The sequence below is a fragment of the Morganella morganii genome (assembly GCF_019243775.1).
GTDB lineage: Bacteria > Pseudomonadota > Gammaproteobacteria > Enterobacterales > Enterobacteriaceae > Morganella > Morganella morganii.
The window spans coordinates 905,373-923,647 of record NZ_CP069157.1; the positions used below are offsets into that span (position 1 = coordinate 905,373).

The window sequence follows — 18,275 nt, forward strand, 5'->3', positions numbered from 1 at the left end:
AAGCACCCGGTGGATAAACATAAGGAAAAGAAAGGCGCGGAGAGATCCGCACCTCAGAATGAAAGGAAATCAGCGTACCGGTTGTCCGTGGATCCAGGTTTGTGTTACCCGCCAGTCACTGTTCAGGTTATTGAAATGCGCCCGTTTTCCCGCCGAGATACTGCCGTGTGTCGCGGTGATCCCCAGCAGTTGTGCCGGTTGCAGGGACGCCATGCGGATGGCGGTTTCCGGCAGCGTGCCGGTATCATTAATCATCCGGCTGACCGCGTCATCCAGTGCCAGGGTGCTGCCCGCCAGGCCGCCGGAGGCCGTCCGGACAATGCCTGCTTTCATCGTGACATCATGGCCGCAGATATCATAAATGCCGTCCGGCTGCCCGGCCGCCCGCATGGCATCGGTGATCAGCACCGTGCGGTGTGCGGCGCACTGACAGACAATCCGCATCACTGCCGGGTGGACATGATGCCCGTCAGCGATAAGTTCCAGCCAGGCGCGCGGGTCGGATAGTCCTGCTCCTGCCATGCCCGGCTCGCGATGATGCAGGCCGGTCATGCCGTTGAAACAGTGAACCAGCCCGTCAGCTCCGGCATCGAGAGCCGCCAGAGTCTGCTCATAGGTGGCGGCACTGTGGCCGAGCATTACATTCAGCCCGCGCCGTTTCAGATGACGGATGGCATTCAGCGCCTCCGGCTTTTCCGGTGCCAGTGCGACTACTTTCAGTGTGCCTGCCGCATCGGTAATCAGCGTGTCCAGCTCACTGATCTGTAATTCACGGAACAGCTCCGGCGAGTGCGCACCTTTGTTCTGCGGGGTGAAATACGGCCCTTCCAGATAACTGCCGAGCACTTCCGCCACCGGCTCTGTGGTGGTTTGCTGCTGACAGTAGCGGGCGATCCGCCCGAGGGTGCTGCGCAGATCCGGCAGCGGGGCGGTCACCGTGGTGGCGAGCCACGCGGCGACGCCCTGTTGTGCTTTGAAAGCGGCAATGGTTTTCAGCGCCTGCGGGTTATCATCCATCACATCCATACCCTGTCCGCCGTGGACATGGGTATCAATGTAAGCCGGGCAGAGCTGCTCTGCATCAAACTGTGTTTCTTTTGCCGCCAGCGGCGTGATAGCGGTAATGATGCCGTCTGATACCGTCACCGCCTGATTTTCCCGCCAGCCGTATTCTGTCAGCACACGGCGGGCGCGGATTTGCTGAATCATATGCCTTCGTCCTCAGTTTCACAGCAGCGTTCGCGTTGTAACTCGTCTGTCAGGCTGGTTAATCCGCGGTGACCACAGGCCAGTGCTTCGCGGCGGAACTCAGCCGGAGAGAGAGAATCCCGCTCCAGCGCCATTTCCAGCAGTAACTGCAGATTAGTGCCGGTGATCACTTCGCGGTCTTCCCGGCCCTGTGACAGGGTGGCCGCCACGCGGAACGGCGTACCGCCGAGAATATCGGTCAGGAAAATCACACTGTCACAGTGTGACATCAGCGCCAGTGTGGCTTCCAGTTCCTGTGTCAGGCGGGCGGTGGTGGATTCCGCCGGAAAATCAACCGCCGCGAAATCCTCCTGTTCCCCGATAATCTGTAACATGGCTTTTTCCAGTCCGGAGGCAAAGCCCCCGTGACCACATAAAATAATTCCCGGCATCAGTGACTCCTTTTATCACAGGAAATGGGCGAATTTACCGATAATACCCAGCGCCACGGTCAGTACAATCAGGCGCAGCGGGCTCCAGCCACGGCGTACCAGCCAGAACATTGACAGGGTGTATACCAGCGGCAGGAAAGCAGGCATCAGCTTATCAATCACATCACTCTGCAATTTCACCACCGCATCACCGGCGGTAATCTCCAGTGTGGTTGAGAGCCGCACATAAGTGGCCACCAGCGCGCCGATCACGGTCATCCCGACAATCGAAGCCGCATGGCCGACTTTTTTGGTATTGGCTTTGATAAGCGGGATGGCGGCAACCCCCATCCGGTAAGCATAGTGCGCCAGGCCGAAACGCAGCCCGAAGTGCACAACGTTAAACATCACCAGGAACACCACAGCACCGAGAATCGAGCCCTGTAATGCGAGACTGGCACCGATACCGCCGCAGATAGGCAGCAGGGTCAGCCAGAACATGGCGTCGCCGATCCCGCCCAGCGGCGCACCCACCGCAATTTTGGTGCTCTGGATGCTGTTTACATCCTGTTTGGAGCGTTCCATTGCCAGGATGATGCCGATAACAAAGGTCACCAGGAAAGGGTGGGTATTGAAGAATCCCATATGGCCTTTCATGGAGCGTGCCAGATCACGCGGATTGGTGTGGATTTTTTTCAGTGCGGGCAGTAAACCGTACAGCCAGCCCGCCGCCTGCATCCGCTCATAGTTAAAGGAGGCCTGTAACAGCAGGGAGCGCCACGCGACCCGGTTGATATCTTTGCGGGTCAGTTCCGCGCCGGTGCTCTGATCTTCATACACGTTCTGGTTACAGTCTGCCGGCAGTAAGGTTTCCGCTTCTGCGGCAGATGAATGATTTTTTTCAGATGCCATCTTCAAATTCCTCGTGTGACGGTTGTGCCGGTTCGCTTTCTGCCGGTTTGCGGACGAAATCGATCATTGCCATCGCCAGTGCGGCGGCAGCGATTGCCAGAACCGGCAGCTGAAGCCAGGCCGCGCCGACAAATCCCAGAATAAAATAAGGAATGTAGGCATTTTTCATCATGATTTTCAGCAGAACGGCAAACCCGATGGCAGGCATAATGCCGCCCGCGACACCCAGTCCGTCAATTAAGCGGGCAGGGAGTACATCAATCAGGGTTTTGGCGTGATCCGCCCCGAAATAGATCGGCAGGAAGGCACAGAGAAAATAGAACGTACCGAGCGCCAGCAGGGCAAGGTAGTTGATGCGCTCAATCCCCCGGGTATCGGCATTGGCAGCCATTTTGTCACAGCGCGACATCACACCGGACATGACCGAGAACAGGAAGGTGATCCCCATCTGCACTGCCACGGCAAACGGCACTGCAACACCGACCGCCACTTCCGGTTTGACCCCGGTGGAGATAGCAAAGGCAGTCCCGACAATGGTACCGATAATCACGTTCGGCGGTTGGGCACCGGCCAGCGGCGCGAGTCCCATCCAGACCAGCTCCAGTGTCCCGCCGGTCAGGATCCCGGTATTGAGATCACCGAGGATCAGACCAACCACCGGCCCCAGCACCACCGGACGGTGAATGTGGGTGAGCCCGTTAAACAGATCCAATCCGGCAATAAAGGCTACCAGCCCGAGAGCGATAGCTTGTAACAGACTGATTTCCATACATGTATCCTCAGAGCAGTTTAAACAGATCCTGCGCCGGTTCTGTCGGTACGCCCTGGATATAACAGGCGACACCGGCCTCGTTAAGCCCGCGGAATGCGGCGATATCCGCCTCATCCACAGACACGGTTTTGGCAATCTGACGCTTGCCTTCGGTATAGTGAATATTGCCGACGTTAATGCGTTCCACCGGAACACCGCCTTTCACCAAGGTCAGAAAATCTGCCGGCGTTTTGCAGACCAGCAGAATTTTCTGGCGGTCAGCAGCTTTATGAATATTGTCGATCACCTTCTGCAGCGGCCAGAAACGCACGGCAATCCCTTCCGTCAGCACCATTTCCATCAGGTTTTGCTGCAGCGGATCTTCTGCCACCTCATCATTGGCGACCAGCACCAGGTTGGCACCGGCAAATCCCACCCACTGGACACCAACCTGTCCGTGGATTAACCGTTCATCAATACGACTTAACACAATATTTGGCATGGCTGTTTCTCGCTCTTATCGGCAGGCATGGTTTTACAGGCATCGTGATAGTGACGCAGCACAGTCTGAATGTGTGCGATGATTAACTCTTCCGGTGCGGCGGAGATCGTTCCGGCACGTACCAGCGGATACTGTAACGGCAGATACTGGCTGATCAGCGGCAGCGGGATCGCCGTTTCTGTCAGGTTTTCCAGCAGACGGGTCACTGCCGCGCTGATGGTCTCATCCGGCCAGTAATAGCGGATGCGATCGGAATAGCTGTAGCTGCGGGCAAGACGGCGGGTCTGCTCATCACCGGTGTAATAACTCTGCCAGTAGCCCGGTTGTTTCAGCATGACATCTTCCAGCACCTGACGCAGCCCGGAACGTACTGCCGGAGCAACCAGCTCATCCTCTATACCGGCGAGGGCATACAGTGCTTCACGCAGGGCGAAGGTCAGACCGGGACCGACTTTCAGAATCGCAAAGTGATCGTCAACTAATTGACTGAGTGCATGCGGGGTCTGGTAATCCGTGGAGTGCGCCTCGTACACCAGATGGTCATGATGTGTGACCATCTCACTCAGGGCGCGGGCTTTTTCCGAGCGGTAATCAATAACATTATTATGATCAAATTCCACCCCCGGCTGTACCACCAGCCCGGTAATGCGCGGCCAGATATCCGTGAGCTGATGCCGCGCAAATGCGTCCTGATGTGCGGCGATAGTGGCGGATGCAGCCTGCGGCGTGGTAACCGCCAGCTCATTCAGCTCTTCGTGAGCCCCGCCCGGCACCGGCACTTCCGTACCAATCACATACACCAGGTCGCGGACGCCGAAATGTTTCTCACAGGTTTCCTCGGCAATTACCGCCAGGCGTGCGGCGCGCTGTGCGACGATTTCATCCGTCAGTGGAACCGGATCACCGGCACAGGACATACTGCAGTCGAGGTGAATCTTTTTGAACCCGGCAGCAACATAAGTGCGGATCAGCTCATCGGCTTTTGTCATGGCGTCTTCAGCCGGCTCATTCTGCCAGCGGTTCGGCCCGAGGTGGTCGCCGCCGAGGATCAGATTTTCACGGGGAAAGTGATGTTCATCAGCCAGCTTCCACATAAAATCACGGAAGTCAGCCGGTGTCATGCCGGTATAACCGCCGAACTGATCCACCTGATTGGAAGTTGCTTCAACCAGTAACGGCGTTTGTTGTTCACGGGCAAAACATACCGCTGCTTTCAGAACATACGGATGGGCGGAACAGACAGCATAAATCCCTGTTTTCTCACCCCGTTTGTGACGGGCAACGATATCAGTTAAAAGTTTCACTTTCCTCTCCTTACAGCCGGATGTGGTTTGTTTTTGTTTCGATGTCTGAATAACATACTGCTATACAGGAAAAAGAAAACAAAATGAAAGGTTGTGAAATCCAGATCTTCATCACAAAAGAAATATAATGAAAGGATTAATTCCTGAGTCATCTGGTGTTCACCCTTTTTATGGGCTTGCATTCCGGACAAAGAAAAGCGTTAATATGCCAAACGAAATGAAACGAAAGATTTTTCAAATGAATGTTAAGGATAAAATCATGAACAGTCCGGATGCCGGGACGGATAACCGGGTGATGGGAACGAGCGGGCGGCGTGAGCATATCATCCAGCTTTTGCGCACCCACGGCAGTGTTCAGGTGAATGAGCTGTCGCAGCAGTTTCACGTTTCCACAGTGACTATCCGCAATGACCTCGCTTTCCTCGAAAAACAGGGGATCGCGGTGCGTGCCTATGGCGGCGCACTGATTTGTGAGGGGGTTTCACCGGTCAGTGAGCCGTCGCTGGAGGATAAAAGTACCCGCCACACCACTATCAAACGCAATATTGCGGCGGTGGCCGCCGAGCTTATCCGGCCGGGGCTGCGTGTGATTCTGGACTCCGGTACCACGACGTATGAGATTGCCCGTCAGCTGCGCCACCATCAGGATACGATCGTGATGACCAACGGCATGAATGTGGCGAATGCCCTTCTGGAAGCACCGGGAGTGGAGCTGCTGATGACCGGCGGCCAGCTGCGGCGTCAGTCGCTCTCTTTTTACGGCGATCAGGCGGAGCAGTCATTGCAGAATTATCACTTTGATATGCTGTTTCTCGGGGTGGATGCGATTGATCTGGAGCGCGGTATCAGCACGCATAATGAAGATGAGGCACGGCTCAACCGGCGGATGTGTGAAGTGGCCGGACACATTGTGGTGGTGACGGATTCCAGTAAATTTAACAGTTCCAGTCTGCACAAAATAATCGATACCCAGCGTATTGATACCATTATTACTGATGACGGTATTCCGGAAGCGAGCCTGACAGGGTTACGCCGGATCGGCACAGAAGTGATTCTGGTGAAGGGATAAGAAAAAACAGTGGTGTATCTGTTCACATACTTTCTGTGTTGTTGTGAATGAATACCCGCGACTCATTTGTGAGTGGCGGGTATTCGCCTTCATTTCATCACTGATGGTAATTAATTACCAGTTATCCCGGTAAGCAAATGCCACCTGATAATCGTATTTACCCAGATCAATTTTATGTTTAAGGTGATTCTGAAGATAAGGCACCCACGCGGAAATAACATCAAACCAACCGTTATTAATGATATTTTCTGTCGGGTTGACTGTCTGAGTAATCACAGTGTCGTCATCCCCTAAATCTACTGAATATTCCTTATCAATAAAGTCTTCCGTTTTTTTATCAAACCATTGTAAATGTACTTTCAATCCCATGATGTTATCTCCTTATAAATATTTTTTGATATTACGTTCCGGATCAGCGGGTTTCAGTTGTTTGCCCGTTTTCGGGTCAAATGCTCCAAGATGCTGGCCGTCACTGGCTCTATACCCCTCCAGCTCACCGTGCTGATAGTCCCACTCGTAGATTTTACGGCCTTTATCCCCAACCCAGCGTGCGCGTTTACCTGCACCACCTTGTTTAGGCGTTTTCTTTTTACCTGGTTTTAATTCCCCCAACCCTTTAATTTCTTCAACATCTGGTTCAGGGTGGTAACTATGACCTTTATCCTTAACACCCTGACGTTTTTTTTTCTTCTTCCGCTTTTTTAGCCTCAACATAAGGCTTTACCTGCCACTCCTTCCGCGTCACCGAAATATAAACCGGCTGATAATCATCGCCGAAAACAATAAACGCATGATGGGTTTTTCCGCTGTCCGGCTGAGGAAGATAATGCTCTGCGGCCGGAAGTTCCACACTTTTTGAGGGGGGAACCTGCTTACCTGATGGTGACACCATTCTTATCCGCAGCGGCTTCATACCCGGGACAACCTCTGCGGTATACACATTCGGTTTCTTCGTTTTTTGTGCCGTGATGACCGGAATATCCGTATTTTCCGCCATTGTGAGTGCAACCGTGTGCTCCTGCTTAACGGCATCCACCACACCCTGTGCCACAACCATTGCGGGAACCGTTTTTTGTCCCCTGATGTCTGCCGGTTTTACCGTGGTGACCAGTTCAGACGGCAGCGTGACAACCATATCCGCCTGCCTCATATCGACAAGTTTCGCACGGTTTAAATCAATAAGGGGTCCGGCACCCTGATATAATTCAGCGTTCCCCATTTTAGTCGGCCACAATAATGCGGCAATACCGGTTATCCGCCCCGCCAGGGGTAATGTATCTCTCAGTCCTGCCAGCAGAGCACTGAAATCGAAAGACTGAATCCAGGATGCAATGGTTGCGGCCAGAGTGCCGTTAACCGGAAAAATTAATGCACTCCGGCCGACTGCTGCGGCACTGCTGAGATAGACCATCCGCTCCGGTTCCCTGCGTGCTTCATCGAGATATTCTTTCAGGATGGACGGGCGGTTGCGACCGGGATACTGGAATACGTTAAAATTATCAATAGACGGCCACTCTTCACTCTCACAAGGGGTGCTGTATACAGTAACTTTAATATGGGGCGTACCGTCTGAAGGGTCATGCTTATCTGACATTAAAAGCTCCTTTTTTATTTAAAAATCCGTTTAATTCGCTATGTCTGTAACCTGTAAAATCTACTGCAAGCCTCACTACTAATAGTATCAAAGTAATTTCGGGGGTAACTTATTTTATATAGTTATCATGTGATTAAATTTTGTTTTATGTTTTTTGCAGATAGGGCTGAATGCCAACAAAGCATTATGTGAGAAAAACGGGTTTTAATATCCGGATGCCGCGGGGGCTGCATCCGGATCACCGGAGAGTTAAAACGAGTACAGTGTTGCTACTGATTCACCGAGTTTTTTTGCCAGATCGGATGCGGCATAGCGCTCCGTAATGATTTCAATATAGGCGGCGCGGTCACCGGTTTCCGCTTCCCGGATTGCCTCATCCAGCTCCGTGCAGGTGGTGACGCGGCGGCAATACCAGTTATCGCATCCCAGCGCCTGTGGCAGTTGTGCGTAACGCCACTGCGGCAGGTCGTTATAAACGGCTTCCGGGTCTTTGCACAGCAGGCGCTCAATGAGATAGCCGTCATTATTCAGCACGAAAATAAGTGGTTTCAGACCAAAACGGCCAAACTGGCTGATTTCCTGGGCAGTCAGCTGGTGTGAGCCTTCCCCGGTGATCAGAATCAATCTGTGATCAGGCGCCGCGATGGCGGCTCCAACGGCCGCAGGTGTTGCCCAGCCGATTGATCCCCATAACGTCTGGTTATGGAATTGCGCTCCTTCCGGCAGCAGTGCAAAGCCAAGCCCCATTGAAACCGTACCGGTTTCAGCGATGATAATGTCGTTTTTTCTGAACAATTGCTCAAAACGGGGATACAGATACGGCGGGGTAATATTACCGGAAGCGTCAGCCACCGGTTTACCCAGCCCGGTTGCTGCCGGAATATGACATTCCCGGTGCGGAAGTCCGGCGGCCAGGGCAGGCAGCAGATCCCGCATATACACATTCTGCCAGATTTTTGCGCCGACCCGGACATGATCCGCCATAATGCTGATCAGCTTTTCCGGTGCGATATCAGCAGTAAAACTGCCGGTGTTAAAGTCTGTCATCACCGCTCCGATACCCAGCACACAGTCACTGTTTTCAACAAATTCCCTGACCTGCGGATTCATCAGATGACCGTTATACATCCCGGCGTAATGCGGGTCGGATTCACTGATGATGGCTTTATCCATAAACATGGTGGCGTATGGCAGCCCGGTCTGACGGATAAGCGCCTGTACGTCATCAATCAGTCCGGAACGTGCGGCCAGCATGCCCGGCAGGATACAGGCGGACGGGCTGTCCGCCAGTTTTGCCCTGATCGCGGCAACCGCTTCAGTGAGCGCGGTTTTGTCACTGACCGGTTGTGCCGGTGCGGTAAGGTGTTCCGGTATCTGAACCGGCTGTGTGGCGTAATCAAACGGGAAACCCATATAGACCGGACGGCGCTCGCGCAGAGCGGCAGCAATCAGGCGTTCTGTCTCCGCCACACAGTTCTCCGGGGTCATTATGGCGTGGGCACAGGAAAGGCGCTGCCCCAGTTCACAGAACAGGCTGAAATTGCCATCGCCCAGGGTGTGATGCACCAGGCGGCCACTCTTTTGTACACCACTGGCAGGCATGCCGACCAGATGAAAAACCGGCAGGTTTTCCGCATACGAACCGGCAATACCGTTGATCGCGCTTAATTCACCCACGCCGAACGTGGTGGAAAGCGCCGCGGCGCCCTTGATACGCGCGTAGCCATCTGCGGCATAGGCGGCGTTCAGTTCGTTACAGTTACCAATCCAGCGTTGTGTGTTACCGTCGCAGACCGCATCTTCAATGGGGAACGCAAAATCTCCCGCGACACCGAAAACATCGGTGATGCCCAAATCTGCCAGACGGCTTAAAACATGCTCAATTACGCTTTTTGTCATTGTTATCTTCTCCGATCACACCGTTTATTCAGAACGAACCACGTGTTATGGCGATCATTTCTAGTGGTTCTGCGGTATAAATGGAAATGGTATATAATCATCAGCGTGATAACTTTTTGTTATAGGACAGCAGAAACATGGATATACGTGCACTCCGCTACTTTACAGAGGTGGTTCAGTACAACGGATTCAGCCGGGCGGCAGAGGCGTTGTTTGTCACGCAACCCGCCATCAGCCGCAGTATTCAGAAGCTGGAGCACGAACTGGGATTTCCGTTACTGGTCCGTGATACCGACGGGGTGACGCTGACCGATGAAGGGGCGATTCTGTATGAGCACGCGCGACGGATTCTGGTGCAGTTTCAGTGTATGAACAAAGCATTACAGGATAAATCCGGCCCGCTGACCGGCACACTGAATGTGGGATTACCGCCGGTTATCGCCTCGACCTGGTTTGCCGGGATCATCATGGCGTTTACGTCCCGCCATCCGCAGGTGGAACTGAAGATTTTCGAACTGGGCACGAAACAGATGGCCGAAGCGATGACCGACGGTACGGTGGAAACCGCTGCGGTGATGCTGCCGTTTGATGAGCAGCTATTTGAGCTGCACCGTTTCGCCACCGACCGGCTGATGCTGCTGGTGAATCATCAGCACCCGCTGGCGGCAAAAAAACAGGTGAGCTTTGCGGAGATTATCCGTGAGCCGTTTGTGTTTTTCTCCGAAGCATTCCGGATAAACGACCTGGTGCGCAGCGCGTGCGGGATTTACAGCACGGAACCGGTGGTAGCAGGACGGAGCAATCACCTTGATCTGATCCTTGCGATGGTCAGGGCGGGGGTGGGGATCACGCTGCTGCCGGACAGCATGTGGCGTGAACGCACGGCTGATGGTCTGGTACTGCTGCCGGTGACCGACCCGGTGCTCTCCTACGATCTGGCACTGGCCGGTGTGCGCGGCGGGTATCAGAGCCGCAGCTGCCGTGCGTGGAATGCACTGGCGATGGAAATACTCGGTATTCCGTATGTAACCGGTGCCGGCCATTTACTGTAAATACAGTATATAAACCACAAATAACAGCAGCATAATGAAAATCAGTGCCGGGCCGGTGAAGTGTAATCTGACCGGGCGCGGCTCCTCTTCCGGGGTCAGCGGGCGCGGTGGTGCTTTTCTGCGGGGATAGGGTGGCGGGGGAGACGGTTCTGCGGAATAGATATCAGACAGTTCGAGGTGATATTTTTTCATAAATATCCGCGCTTTTGAAAAGGCGTTCGCGGCTTCATTCTCATTACCGGCATTTTCGGCAAGAGACATCAGCTTTCTGACTTTTTCAACCACCTTTTCTCTGTCATCCATTATTTCACATCGCACATTTATCCGGCAGATAAGCCTATCATACGGTGAATTAATCAGAGGGGAAGGATGAATACGGCGTTGCGGGATATTCAGCGGTTCATGCCGCTTTCCGGACATGACTTTTTTGAATTGTGTATAAAACGGCCTGACCAGGGGAAATTGCGGATAAAAAAAACGCCGCCTTCATAAGAAGACGGCGGAGTGTATTTATTTACGGGCATCCAGTAACTGCTGCGCGTTTTCTTTGGTGACCTGAGTCCACGGAATCGCGTAACGTTTGTCTTTACCGTCATTCCATTTCAGCTGGTCAGCATACTGAACCCAGATTTTGGACTGTGGCTCATATTTGTCACCTTTGACTGCTTTCATCGCCAGATCGATAGAGCCCTGCATCTGTGCATTTGCGTCCTGGAGGATGGAGACCATTTCGCCTTCCTGAACAGAGCGGATAGCATCAGACACGCCGTCAACGCCGGCAATGGAGAAATCATTCACATTCAGACCGGCAGATTTGATTGCTTCGATCGCACCCAGTGCCATTTCGTCGTTCTGTGCAATAACACCACCGATTTTACCACGGTGTTTCTGTAACCAGTTTTCCATCAGCGGCATCGCTTCCGCGCGTGACCAGTTAGCCGTTTTGCGCTCCAGTACTTTCACTTTACCCGGACCACATTCTGCGATCGCTTTGTCATTACCTTCGCCGCGCTGAATTTCACCGCTGCCGCCTTTCGGCCCTTCGATAATAACCACGTTACCTTCACAGTTCATTTTTTCCAGAACCGCTTTGGCTTCCATATAACCGCCGAGGACGTCATCAGACACCACTTCTGCGGTCATTTTGTCGGTGTTCAGACGGGCGTTGGTGACGATAACCGGGATTTTGGCGTCATTTGCCATAGTGACCACGTCGATATTCGCTTCATAATCCATCGGGTTGATGATGATAGCGTCGGCTTTGGTCTGGATTGCGGTTTCCGCCTGGTTGTTCTGAACCATCGGATCATAACGGCCATCATAAACTGTGATGATCGCTTCACCGTTTTTCACAGCCGGATGCTCTTTTGCGGATTTTTCCATTAACTGGACAAATTCAGCTTTCATGCCGTACATCAGAACGGCAATTTTCACCGGATTGTCCTGTGCCGCAAATGCCTGTCCGCCCATCATCAGGGCTGTCAGTGCAGCGATTTTGGTCAGTTTTTTCATGGTCATTCCTTCATTGTGTAGGGTAGTTTTGCTTTTGTTTTTTGCTGTTTTCGTCTTTTTTACGCTTCATCCTTCAGCCTGTGGCAGACTGAAAGAATCCGCGTGGTGCTGCCATCAGTCACGGCGTTGCTTACGTGACGGATCCAAAAGTACGGCGATCACAATTAATGCGCCTTTGATAATCTGCTGGTAATACGACTGCACGCCCAGCAGGTCGAGACCGTTATTCATCACACCGATAATTAACACGCCGAACAGGGTGCCGACTAACGTCCCCACACCACCGGCCATACTGGTACCGCCGATAACCACCGCAGCGATTGCATCCAGCTCGTAGGCGCTGCCTGCACTGGTCTGTGCTGACCCGGTACGGGCAGTCAGAATCAGCCCGGCAATACCGGCTAACGCGCCACACAGGGTATAAACCAGCACTTTAATTTTAATCACGCTGATACCGGAGGTTCTGGCGCTTTTCGGGTTGCCGCCGACGGCATACACATAACGGCCGAAGGTGGTTTTATTGAGTAAAATCCAGGCCAGAATAAAGATAACCGCCAGGATCACCACCGGTACCGGGATATCCAGGATATAGCCGTTACCCAGCCAGCGGAAATCACTGTTGAGCTGGGAAACCGGGTTACCGTCAGTGGTCAGCAGAGTCAGACCGCGTGCCGCAGACAACATCCCCATGGTGACGATAAACGGCTGAAGGTTGAATTTCGCCAGGATAGTCCCGTTGAGCAGACCACAAATGATACCGATGCCGAGTGCGATAATCATCGGGATCATCACGGCATTCGCGGTATCACCGATAGCCAGGCCGGTGTTGCTGGTGGCAAACCGCGCCGCCACAATCCCGCTCAGTGCCAGCACCGAACCGACAGAGAGGTCAACACCGGCGGTGATGATGACGAAGGTCATCCCGATGGCGAGAATACCGTTGATGGAAATCTGACGCAGGATAATCAGCATGTTGTCCTGACTCAGAAAATAGTTATTGGTCCATTCGCCGCGGGCGACCTGAACTTCACCGACAACCGCCACAATCAGACACAGCACAAAGAACGCCAGAATGATGCCGTATTTGTGCATGTTTTTCTTGTTACGGGCGATAAATGAGACCCCTGGTGCGGGTGCAGTATTTGTTGTAGTCATGGTCACTTCTCTTTATTCATGCATACGTTGGCGGGTGAGATCACACCGCAAGTTTCATTAAATCAGTCTGGGTGGCAGTGGCGGCGGTCAGCTCTCCGGCGATCCGTCCGTCACGGAAAACAATAATCCTGTCACTCATCCCGATAATCTCCGACAGCTCAGAAGAGACCATCACAATGCCTTTGCCCTGTAAGGCGAACTCAGACATAAACTTATAAATTTCTTTCTTGGCACCGACATCCACGCCGCGTGTCGGCTCATCGAGCAGCATCACATCCGGCTCGATCAGCGCCCAGCGTCCCAGAACCACTTTCTGCTGGTTACCGCCGCTGAGGTTCCCGACCAGCTGATCCGCATCCGGGGTTTTGACATTGAACAGTGTGATCATGTCGTCTGCACGGGCACGCTCTTTGCGGTCATGAATAAAGCCGCCGGTACTGATGGCACCAAATGAGGCGATATTGATATTTTCATTGATGGAGCGGCCCAGCATCAGTCCGGTATCTTTGCGGTCTTCAGTGACATAGGCGATCCCGGCATTAATGGAATCTTTCGGTGTGTGTTTGTCGAGGAAGCGGTCACCAATTTTTATGGTGCCTTTATCGGCGTGTTCGATGCCGAAAATCAGGTCGAGGAACTCAGAACGGCCGGAGCCGACCAGCCCGTAAATTCCCAGGATTTCGCCTTTTTTCAGCGTCAGGCTGATGTCCTGCACCTGGTCATCGCGGGACAGTTCCCGGACTTCCATAATGGTTTCATCTGTCGGCTCGTTAAATTTGGCGAACTCATCTTTGATCTCACGGCCGATAATCAGCTCAATCAGCTTCTCGCGGGTAATATCCGCCAGCGGGCCGTCGGTGATAAAGGTACCGTCACGGAAAATGGTGAAGGTATCGGCTATCTGAAAAATCTCGGACAGGCGGTGTGAGACATAAATAATGCCTTTACCTTTTTCCGTCAGGCGGGTGATGACATCGAAAATCTTCTGCGCATCCTCCTCGCCGATGGCGGAGGTCGGCTCATCCATAATGATGATATCCGCATCCGCGTGGGAGAGGGCTTTGGCGATTTCGACCAGTTGCTGTTCCGCCACACTCAGGTTGCGCATTTTTTCTGACGGGGAGATATCAAAATGCAGGTCGGTCAGCAGTTCAGCGGTCTGCCGGTTGAGCTGTTTAAAATCGACAAACCCGAACCGGCGCGGCTCCCGCCCCAGCCAGATATTTTCCGCCACGGTCAGATCAGGAATGGAACTCAGCTCCTGCTGAACAATGGCGATACCGGCGTGCAGGGCTTCGATCGGCTGATGAAACTCACAGCGTTTGCCTTTGACATAGATTTCCCCCGCATCCGGGCGGATAAAGCCCATCAGGATGCTCAGGAACGTGGATTTACCGGCGCCATTCCCGCCGCACAGGGCGTGAATGGAACCTCTTTTCAGTGAAAACTGCGCGTTCTTCAGTGCAACAACCTGACCAAAGGCTTTGCGCACCCCTTCAACCCGCAGTAATTCCTCATTGTCAGCGACAGTGGCTGTCATACGGTGACCTCCGGGTATTCTGATGTCAGTAAAGCAAGGTAGTTCTGATACAGGGACTCATAAACCGCCACATTCGCCGGATCCGGCTGTGTGCGGCTGCTGTCATCCAGTTGCACAAAGCGGTCGCAGAGAGCGGCCAGCTGTGCTTCCGGTGCGCTGTCTGCGCTGAGGGTGTCACACCAGATTGCCTGAACCGCTGCACCCAGCGCTGCCGCTTCCTGGTTGGTGACGCACACCACCGGTGCCGCCATGATATCCGCGACAATCTGACGCCATTTCACGCTGCGGGCACCGCCGCCGGTCAGACGGATCTCACTGGTGGTAATTCCCTGCTGACGGAACAGATCGATACCGAAGCGCAGCCCGTAAGTGGCACTTTCCACCACGGCCAGGCTCAGGTTCTGCGGAGTCAGGTTGCTGCCGTCCATATTGTGAAGGCTGGCGCGGGCTTCGGGTAACTGAGGTACGCGCTCACCATTAAAGAACGGCAGCATAATAAGACCGCCTGCACCGGGTTTACTGCTGTTCAGTGCATCATTAAAGGCCTGAATATCCATGCCTAATAAGGACTGAACCGTAGTGGTGGCGGAGGTGACATTCATGGTGCAAATCAGTGGCAGCCAGCCGTTGCTGGAGGAGCAGAACCCGGCGATCATCGCGGAATCCGCCACAACAGGTTGTTCGGCAAAGGTAAACAGCGTACCGGAGGTGCCGAGGCTCATCGTAGTGATGCCCGGACGGATATTTCCGGTGCCGATGGCGGCCATCATGTTATCGCCGCCGCCGGATGCCACGCGGGTTTCCGGGGAAATACCGAGCTTCGCCGCGATCTCCGGACGAACCGTGCCGATGATTTGCTCTGCGCGCACCAGCGGCGGCAGCGCCTGCCATAAGCGGCCTTCCGGATCGATAAGATCAGCGGCGGCCTGATCCCACTCACGGGTACGGATATTGAGCAGCCCGGTCCCGGAGGCGTCTCCGTACTCGGCACAGGCCTGTCCGGTGAGCCAGAAATTCAGGTAATCGTGCGGCAGCAGTACATAACGCAGCTGTTTCCACAGTTCCGGGTGCTGCTGTTTAAAGCGGATAATTTTTGACACGGTATAGCCGGTCTGCGGCAACACACCCAGGCGGTCAAGCGCGGCCTGTTCACCGCCCAGTGCATCAATAAACCACTGATTTTCCGCACTGGTCGAGGTATCACACCACAGTTTGGCAGGTGCAAGTACCGTACCGTCATGACTGACAGGTACAAAACCGTGCTGCTGGCCGGAAACGGCAAGGGCGCGGATATCCCGCCCGTCAATTCCGGCGTTTTTAATCGCCTGAGCAAACGCGGTTTCCAGCGCATCAGTCCACCAGACGGCTTCCTGTTCACGGCTCCCGTCTGATTCGCTGATCATCGGGTGAGGGGCTGAGCCCTCACCCAGAATACGCGCGGTCCGGTTATCGGCAATAATGACCTTGGTGCTTTGTGTTCCGCAGTCAATACCGGCATAGAGCGTCATGGTTTACTCCATTTCCAGCACAATTTTCACATCAGTCGCACGGCCTTCGGCAGCACGCTCATAGGCTTCGACACTGTCTTTGAACTTGTAGGTTGCGGACAGCAGCGGAGCCACATTCAGTTTGCCGGAGCTCAGCAGACGGATGGTGCGCGGATACATATTGGCGTAGCGGAAAATAGTTTTGAAGGTCACTTCTTTCGCCTGTGCCGCCACGATATCCAGCGGTGCCGGGTCGATAGGCATGCCGACGAGAACTGCGGTGCCGCCCGGGGCGATATGATCAGAGATGGAGGCAATAACCGGTTTCGCGCCGCTGCACTCAAACAGGACGTTCACGCCTTCGCCGCCGGTCAGCTCACGGACTTTATCCGCCAGTGCCTGCTGGTCTTTGCTGTTTACTGCGTGCAGACCCTGATATTTCTCAGCCACCTTCAGTTTTTCATCAAACACATCACAGATGATGACATCTGAACAGCCGCCGGCCAGTGCGCACAGCGCGGTAATGATACCGATAGTCCCGGCACCGATAACCAGACCGATATCGCCCGGTTTGATCCCGGCTTTGGTCGCGGACTGCATACCGATTGCCAGCGGCTCAACCATTGCGCCCTGGGCAAAGGAAACGTTATCAGGCAGTTTAAAGGTGAAGGCGGCAGGGTGGATCACGCTTTCACGCAGGCAGCCGTCGATTGGCGGGGTCGCCCAGAAACGGACGGCAGGATCAAGGTTATAGATACCGGCACGGGATTGCGGGGACTGCAGATCCGGAATACCCGGTTCCATGCACACGCGATCGCCGACTTTCAGGTGTTTCACATTTTTACCGGCTGCAGTGATCACACCGGACGCTTCGTGACCCAGCACCATCGGTGCCTCAACCACAAACGGCCCGATACGGCCATGCTGATAATAGTGAACGTCGCTGCCGCAGATACCGACAGTGTGGATTTTAATCTCAACATCGTCGTCGCCAAGTACTTCATTGCTCTGCCAATCCTGAATGGCGATTTTCCCTGCTTTCTCTAATACTAATGCCTTCATGATCATTTCCTTTCATTAAAATGATATCGATATCATTACTATGATGCGGATAATAGAGCAATATTTATTATAATTATGTGATGATGGTTAAACTTTTATTAAATAAAGTCTGATCTACTCATGTAGTATTCGGCAAAGGGTCTTCCGGGTCACATCTTTGCTATCTGTGACAAGGCTATAATGATAACGATATCATTCAGGAGAGAGGCAGATGAATAAACAGCCGTATATCGCGGAATCACTGGCGGTTCTGGAACAGGCACATATCATTCTGACAGAAGCGGAACAGCAGCATATTGAAATTGCTCACTTTAATCTGCCGGATTATCCCCGCTCGGGCCTGCAACTGCTCACGTACTGCAACAGCCCGCTGTACTGCGCCAAAGAGCTGGTTCTCTTTGCTGACCAGACCTGTCCGGAGCACCGTCATCCGCCGTACAAAGACCGGCCGGGTAAGCAGGAAACCTTCCGCTGTCGCTGGGGTGAGGTGTATCTGTTTGTGGATGATCCTGCGCTGACACTGAATCAGGATGCTCAGGGCAATCCGGTCTGCCGTCCGCCGCAGGGGGATGAGGAATGGTACACCTGTGACCGCTTTATTCTGCTGCGGCCGGGAGAGCAGTACACCATCATGCCGGATACCCGCCACTGGTTTAAAGCCGGGCCGCAGGGCGCGGTGGTGTCGGAGTTCTCCACAGAAAACACCGATGAATACGACATTTTTACCGATCCGCGGATAAAAAGACTCGAGTGTTAAAAAGTTGTTAGTGTCGGTTTAAGTAATAAAAAGCGTGTTTTTCACGTGACTGAATCGATT

18 protein-coding genes and 1 pseudogene are annotated in these 18,275 nt (G+C 53.6%); 3 read left to right on the forward strand and 16 right to left on the reverse strand.

Translation table 11 applies throughout. The features are described from left to right. Positions 1–69: 69 nt before the first annotated feature. From nagA to kbaZ, 6 genes are read right to left on the reverse strand one after another with little or no spacing between them, the layout of a single operon-like run. A complete protein-coding gene (gene nagA / locus JL661_RS04095) occupies positions 70–1,209 on the reverse strand; it encodes an N-acetylglucosamine-6-phosphate deacetylase (RefSeq protein WP_036416727.1) in 1,140 nt (379 codons plus the stop codon). Beyond that, complete coding sequence (gene agaF / locus JL661_RS04100) at positions 1,206–1,640, reverse strand: PTS galactosamine/N-acetylgalactosamine transporter subunit IIA (RefSeq protein ID WP_004237711.1); 435 nt, start codon at positions 1,638–1,640, stop codon at positions 1,206–1,208. The genes nagA and agaF overlap by 4 nt, the downstream gene beginning before the upstream one ends. 15 nt (positions 1,641–1,655) lie before the next feature. After that, positions 1,656–2,531, reverse strand: a complete 876-nt coding sequence (gene agaE, locus JL661_RS04105; RefSeq protein ID WP_004237712.1) for a PTS N-acetylgalactosamine transporter subunit IID — start codon at positions 2,529–2,531, stop codon at positions 1,656–1,658. Continuing rightward, the gene (gene agaW, locus JL661_RS04110; protein ID WP_004237713.1) at positions 2,521–3,300 is read right to left on the reverse strand and encodes a PTS N-acetylgalactosamine transporter subunit IIC; all 780 of its coding nucleotides are present in this window, start codon (positions 3,298–3,300) and stop codon (positions 2,521–2,523) included. The genes agaE and agaW overlap by 11 nt, the downstream gene beginning before the upstream one ends. A gap of 10 nt (positions 3,301–3,310) precedes the next feature. Beyond that, positions 3,311–3,784 (reverse strand): PTS N-acetylgalactosamine transporter subunit IIB, encoded by a 474-nt coding sequence (gene agaV / locus JL661_RS04115; RefSeq protein ID WP_004237714.1) that lies wholly within the window; start codon positions 3,782–3,784, stop codon positions 3,311–3,313. Beyond that, positions 3,766–5,088: a tagatose-bisphosphate aldolase subunit KbaZ gene (gene kbaZ / locus JL661_RS04120; RefSeq protein WP_062772677.1), complete on the reverse strand. Its 1,323-nt coding sequence runs from the start codon at positions 5,086–5,088 to the stop codon at positions 3,766–3,768. The genes agaV and kbaZ overlap by 19 nt, the downstream gene beginning before the upstream one ends. Positions 5,089–5,347: 259 nt before the next feature. Here kbaZ and JL661_RS04125 point away from each other — a divergent pair, with 259 nt between their 5' ends. Further along, complete coding sequence (locus JL661_RS04125; RefSeq protein ID WP_032098344.1) at positions 5,348–6,157, forward strand: DeoR family transcriptional regulator; 810 nt, start codon at positions 5,348–5,350, stop codon at positions 6,155–6,157. A gap of 114 nt (positions 6,158–6,271) precedes the next feature. Here the strand turns inward: JL661_RS04125 and JL661_RS04130 are convergent, their stop codons facing one another. From JL661_RS04130 to JL661_RS04145, 4 genes and pseudogenes are all read right to left on the reverse strand, one after another. Beyond that, entirely contained in the window at positions 6,272–6,526 is a 255-nt protein-coding gene (locus JL661_RS04130) for a colicin E3-like toxin immunity protein (RefSeq protein WP_004240967.1), read from the reverse strand. 12 nt (positions 6,527–6,538) lie between these two features. Then, positions 6,539–6,850 (reverse strand): annotated as a pseudogene (locus JL661_RS04135) (colicin E3/pyocin S6 family cytotoxin); the annotation flags it as partial. Continuing rightward, positions 6,822–7,751, reverse strand: coding sequence for a colicin-like bacteriocin tRNase domain-containing protein (locus JL661_RS04140; protein ID WP_218481023.1), 930 nt, complete (start codon positions 7,749–7,751; stop codon positions 6,822–6,824). The gene JL661_RS04140 and the pseudogene JL661_RS04135, both read right to left, overlap by 29 nt. Positions 7,752–8,000: 249 nt before the next feature. Then, entirely contained in the window at positions 8,001–9,650 is a 1,650-nt protein-coding gene (locus JL661_RS04145) for an alpha-keto acid decarboxylase family protein (protein ID WP_049247195.1), read from the reverse strand. Positions 9,651–9,787: 137 nt separating this feature from the next. Between JL661_RS04145 and JL661_RS04150 the strand changes: the two genes are divergently transcribed. Continuing rightward, the gene (locus tag JL661_RS04150; protein ID WP_049241999.1) at positions 9,788–10,702 is read left to right on the forward strand and encodes a LysR family transcriptional regulator; all 915 of its coding nucleotides are present in this window, start codon (positions 9,788–9,790) and stop codon (positions 10,700–10,702) included. Here JL661_RS04150 and JL661_RS04155 read toward each other — a convergent pair. The 6 genes from JL661_RS04155 to JL661_RS04180 form a co-directional block, all read right to left on the reverse strand. Next, positions 10,694–11,005, reverse strand: a complete 312-nt coding sequence (locus JL661_RS04155; protein WP_162268136.1) for a DUF2786 domain-containing protein — start codon at positions 11,003–11,005, stop codon at positions 10,694–10,696. The genes JL661_RS04150 and JL661_RS04155 overlap by 9 nt on opposite strands. 207 nt (positions 11,006–11,212) lie before the next feature. Beyond that, a complete protein-coding gene (locus tag JL661_RS04160; RefSeq protein ID WP_223302461.1) occupies positions 11,213–12,175 on the reverse strand; it encodes a substrate-binding domain-containing protein in 963 nt (320 codons plus the stop codon). Between the two features lie 153 nt (positions 12,176–12,328). Continuing rightward, entirely contained in the window at positions 12,329–13,369 is a 1,041-nt protein-coding gene (locus JL661_RS04165; protein ID WP_004237724.1) for an ABC transporter permease, read from the reverse strand. 40 nt (positions 13,370–13,409) lie between these two features. Then, the gene (locus JL661_RS04170) at positions 13,410–14,909 is read right to left on the reverse strand and encodes a sugar ABC transporter ATP-binding protein (RefSeq protein ID WP_004237725.1); all 1,500 of its coding nucleotides are present in this window, start codon (positions 14,907–14,909) and stop codon (positions 13,410–13,412) included. Further along, entirely contained in the window at positions 14,906–16,417 is a 1,512-nt protein-coding gene (gene xylB / locus JL661_RS04175) for a xylulokinase (RefSeq protein ID WP_064483273.1), read from the reverse strand. The genes JL661_RS04170 and xylB overlap by 4 nt, the downstream gene beginning before the upstream one ends. Positions 16,418–16,420: 3 nt before the next feature. Next, entirely contained in the window at positions 16,421–17,458 is a 1,038-nt protein-coding gene (locus tag JL661_RS04180; RefSeq protein ID WP_015422928.1) for an NAD(P)-dependent alcohol dehydrogenase, read from the reverse strand. A gap of 211 nt (positions 17,459–17,669) precedes the next feature. Here JL661_RS04180 and JL661_RS04185 point away from each other — a divergent pair, with 211 nt between their 5' ends. Further along, a complete protein-coding gene (locus tag JL661_RS04185; protein ID WP_004237728.1) occupies positions 17,670–18,215 on the forward strand; it encodes a D-lyxose/D-mannose family sugar isomerase in 546 nt (181 codons plus the stop codon). Positions 18,216–18,275: the final 60 nt, after the last annotated feature.

Coding starts and splice junctions, on each gene's coding strand:
- nagA (WP_036416727.1), bottom strand. CDS start 1,209: ATGATTCAGCAAATCCGCGCCCGCCGTGTGCTGACAGAATACGGCTGG.
- agaF (WP_004237711.1), bottom strand. CDS start 1,640: ATGCCGGGAATTATTTTATGTGGTCACGGGGGCTTTGCCTCCGGACTG.
- agaE (WP_004237712.1), bottom strand. CDS start 2,531: ATGGCATCTGAAAAAAATCATTCATCTGCCGCAGAAGCGGAAACCTTA.
- agaW (WP_004237713.1), bottom strand. CDS start 3,300: ATGGAAATCAGTCTGTTACAAGCTATCGCTCTCGGGCTGGTAGCCTTT.
- agaV (WP_004237714.1), bottom strand. CDS start 3,784: ATGCCAAATATTGTGTTAAGTCGTATTGATGAACGGTTAATCCACGGA.
- JL661_RS04125 (WP_032098344.1), top strand. CDS start 5,348: ATGAACAGTCCGGATGCCGGGACGGATAACCGGGTGATGGGAACGAGC.
- JL661_RS04130 (WP_004240967.1), bottom strand. CDS start 6,526: ATGGGATTGAAAGTACATTTACAATGGTTTGATAAAAAAACGGAAGAC.
- JL661_RS04140 (WP_218481023.1), bottom strand. CDS start 7,751: ATGTCAGATAAGCATGACCCTTCAGACGGTACGCCCCATATTAAAGTT.
- JL661_RS04145 (WP_049247195.1), bottom strand. CDS start 9,650: ATGACAAAAAGCGTAATTGAGCATGTTTTAAGCCGTCTGGCAGATTTG.
- JL661_RS04150 (WP_049241999.1), top strand. CDS start 9,788: ATGGATATACGTGCACTCCGCTACTTTACAGAGGTGGTTCAGTACAAC.
- JL661_RS04155 (WP_162268136.1), bottom strand. CDS start 11,005: ATGGATGACAGAGAAAAGGTGGTTGAAAAAGTCAGAAAGCTGATGTCT.
- JL661_RS04160 (WP_223302461.1), bottom strand. CDS start 12,175: ATGATGGGCGGACAGGCATTTGCGGCACAGGACAATCCGGTGAAAATT.
- JL661_RS04165 (WP_004237724.1), bottom strand. CDS start 13,369: ATGACTACAACAAATACTGCACCCGCACCAGGGGTCTCATTTATCGCC.
- JL661_RS04170 (WP_004237725.1), bottom strand. CDS start 14,909: ATGACAGCCACTGTCGCTGACAATGAGGAATTACTGCGGGTTGAAGGG.
- xylB (WP_064483273.1), bottom strand. CDS start 16,417: ATGACGCTCTATGCCGGTATTGACTGCGGAACACAAAGCACCAAGGTC.
- JL661_RS04180 (WP_015422928.1), bottom strand. CDS start 17,458: ATGAAGGCATTAGTATTAGAGAAAGCAGGGAAAATCGCCATTCAGGAT.
- JL661_RS04185 (WP_004237728.1), top strand. CDS start 17,670: ATGAATAAACAGCCGTATATCGCGGAATCACTGGCGGTTCTGGAACAG.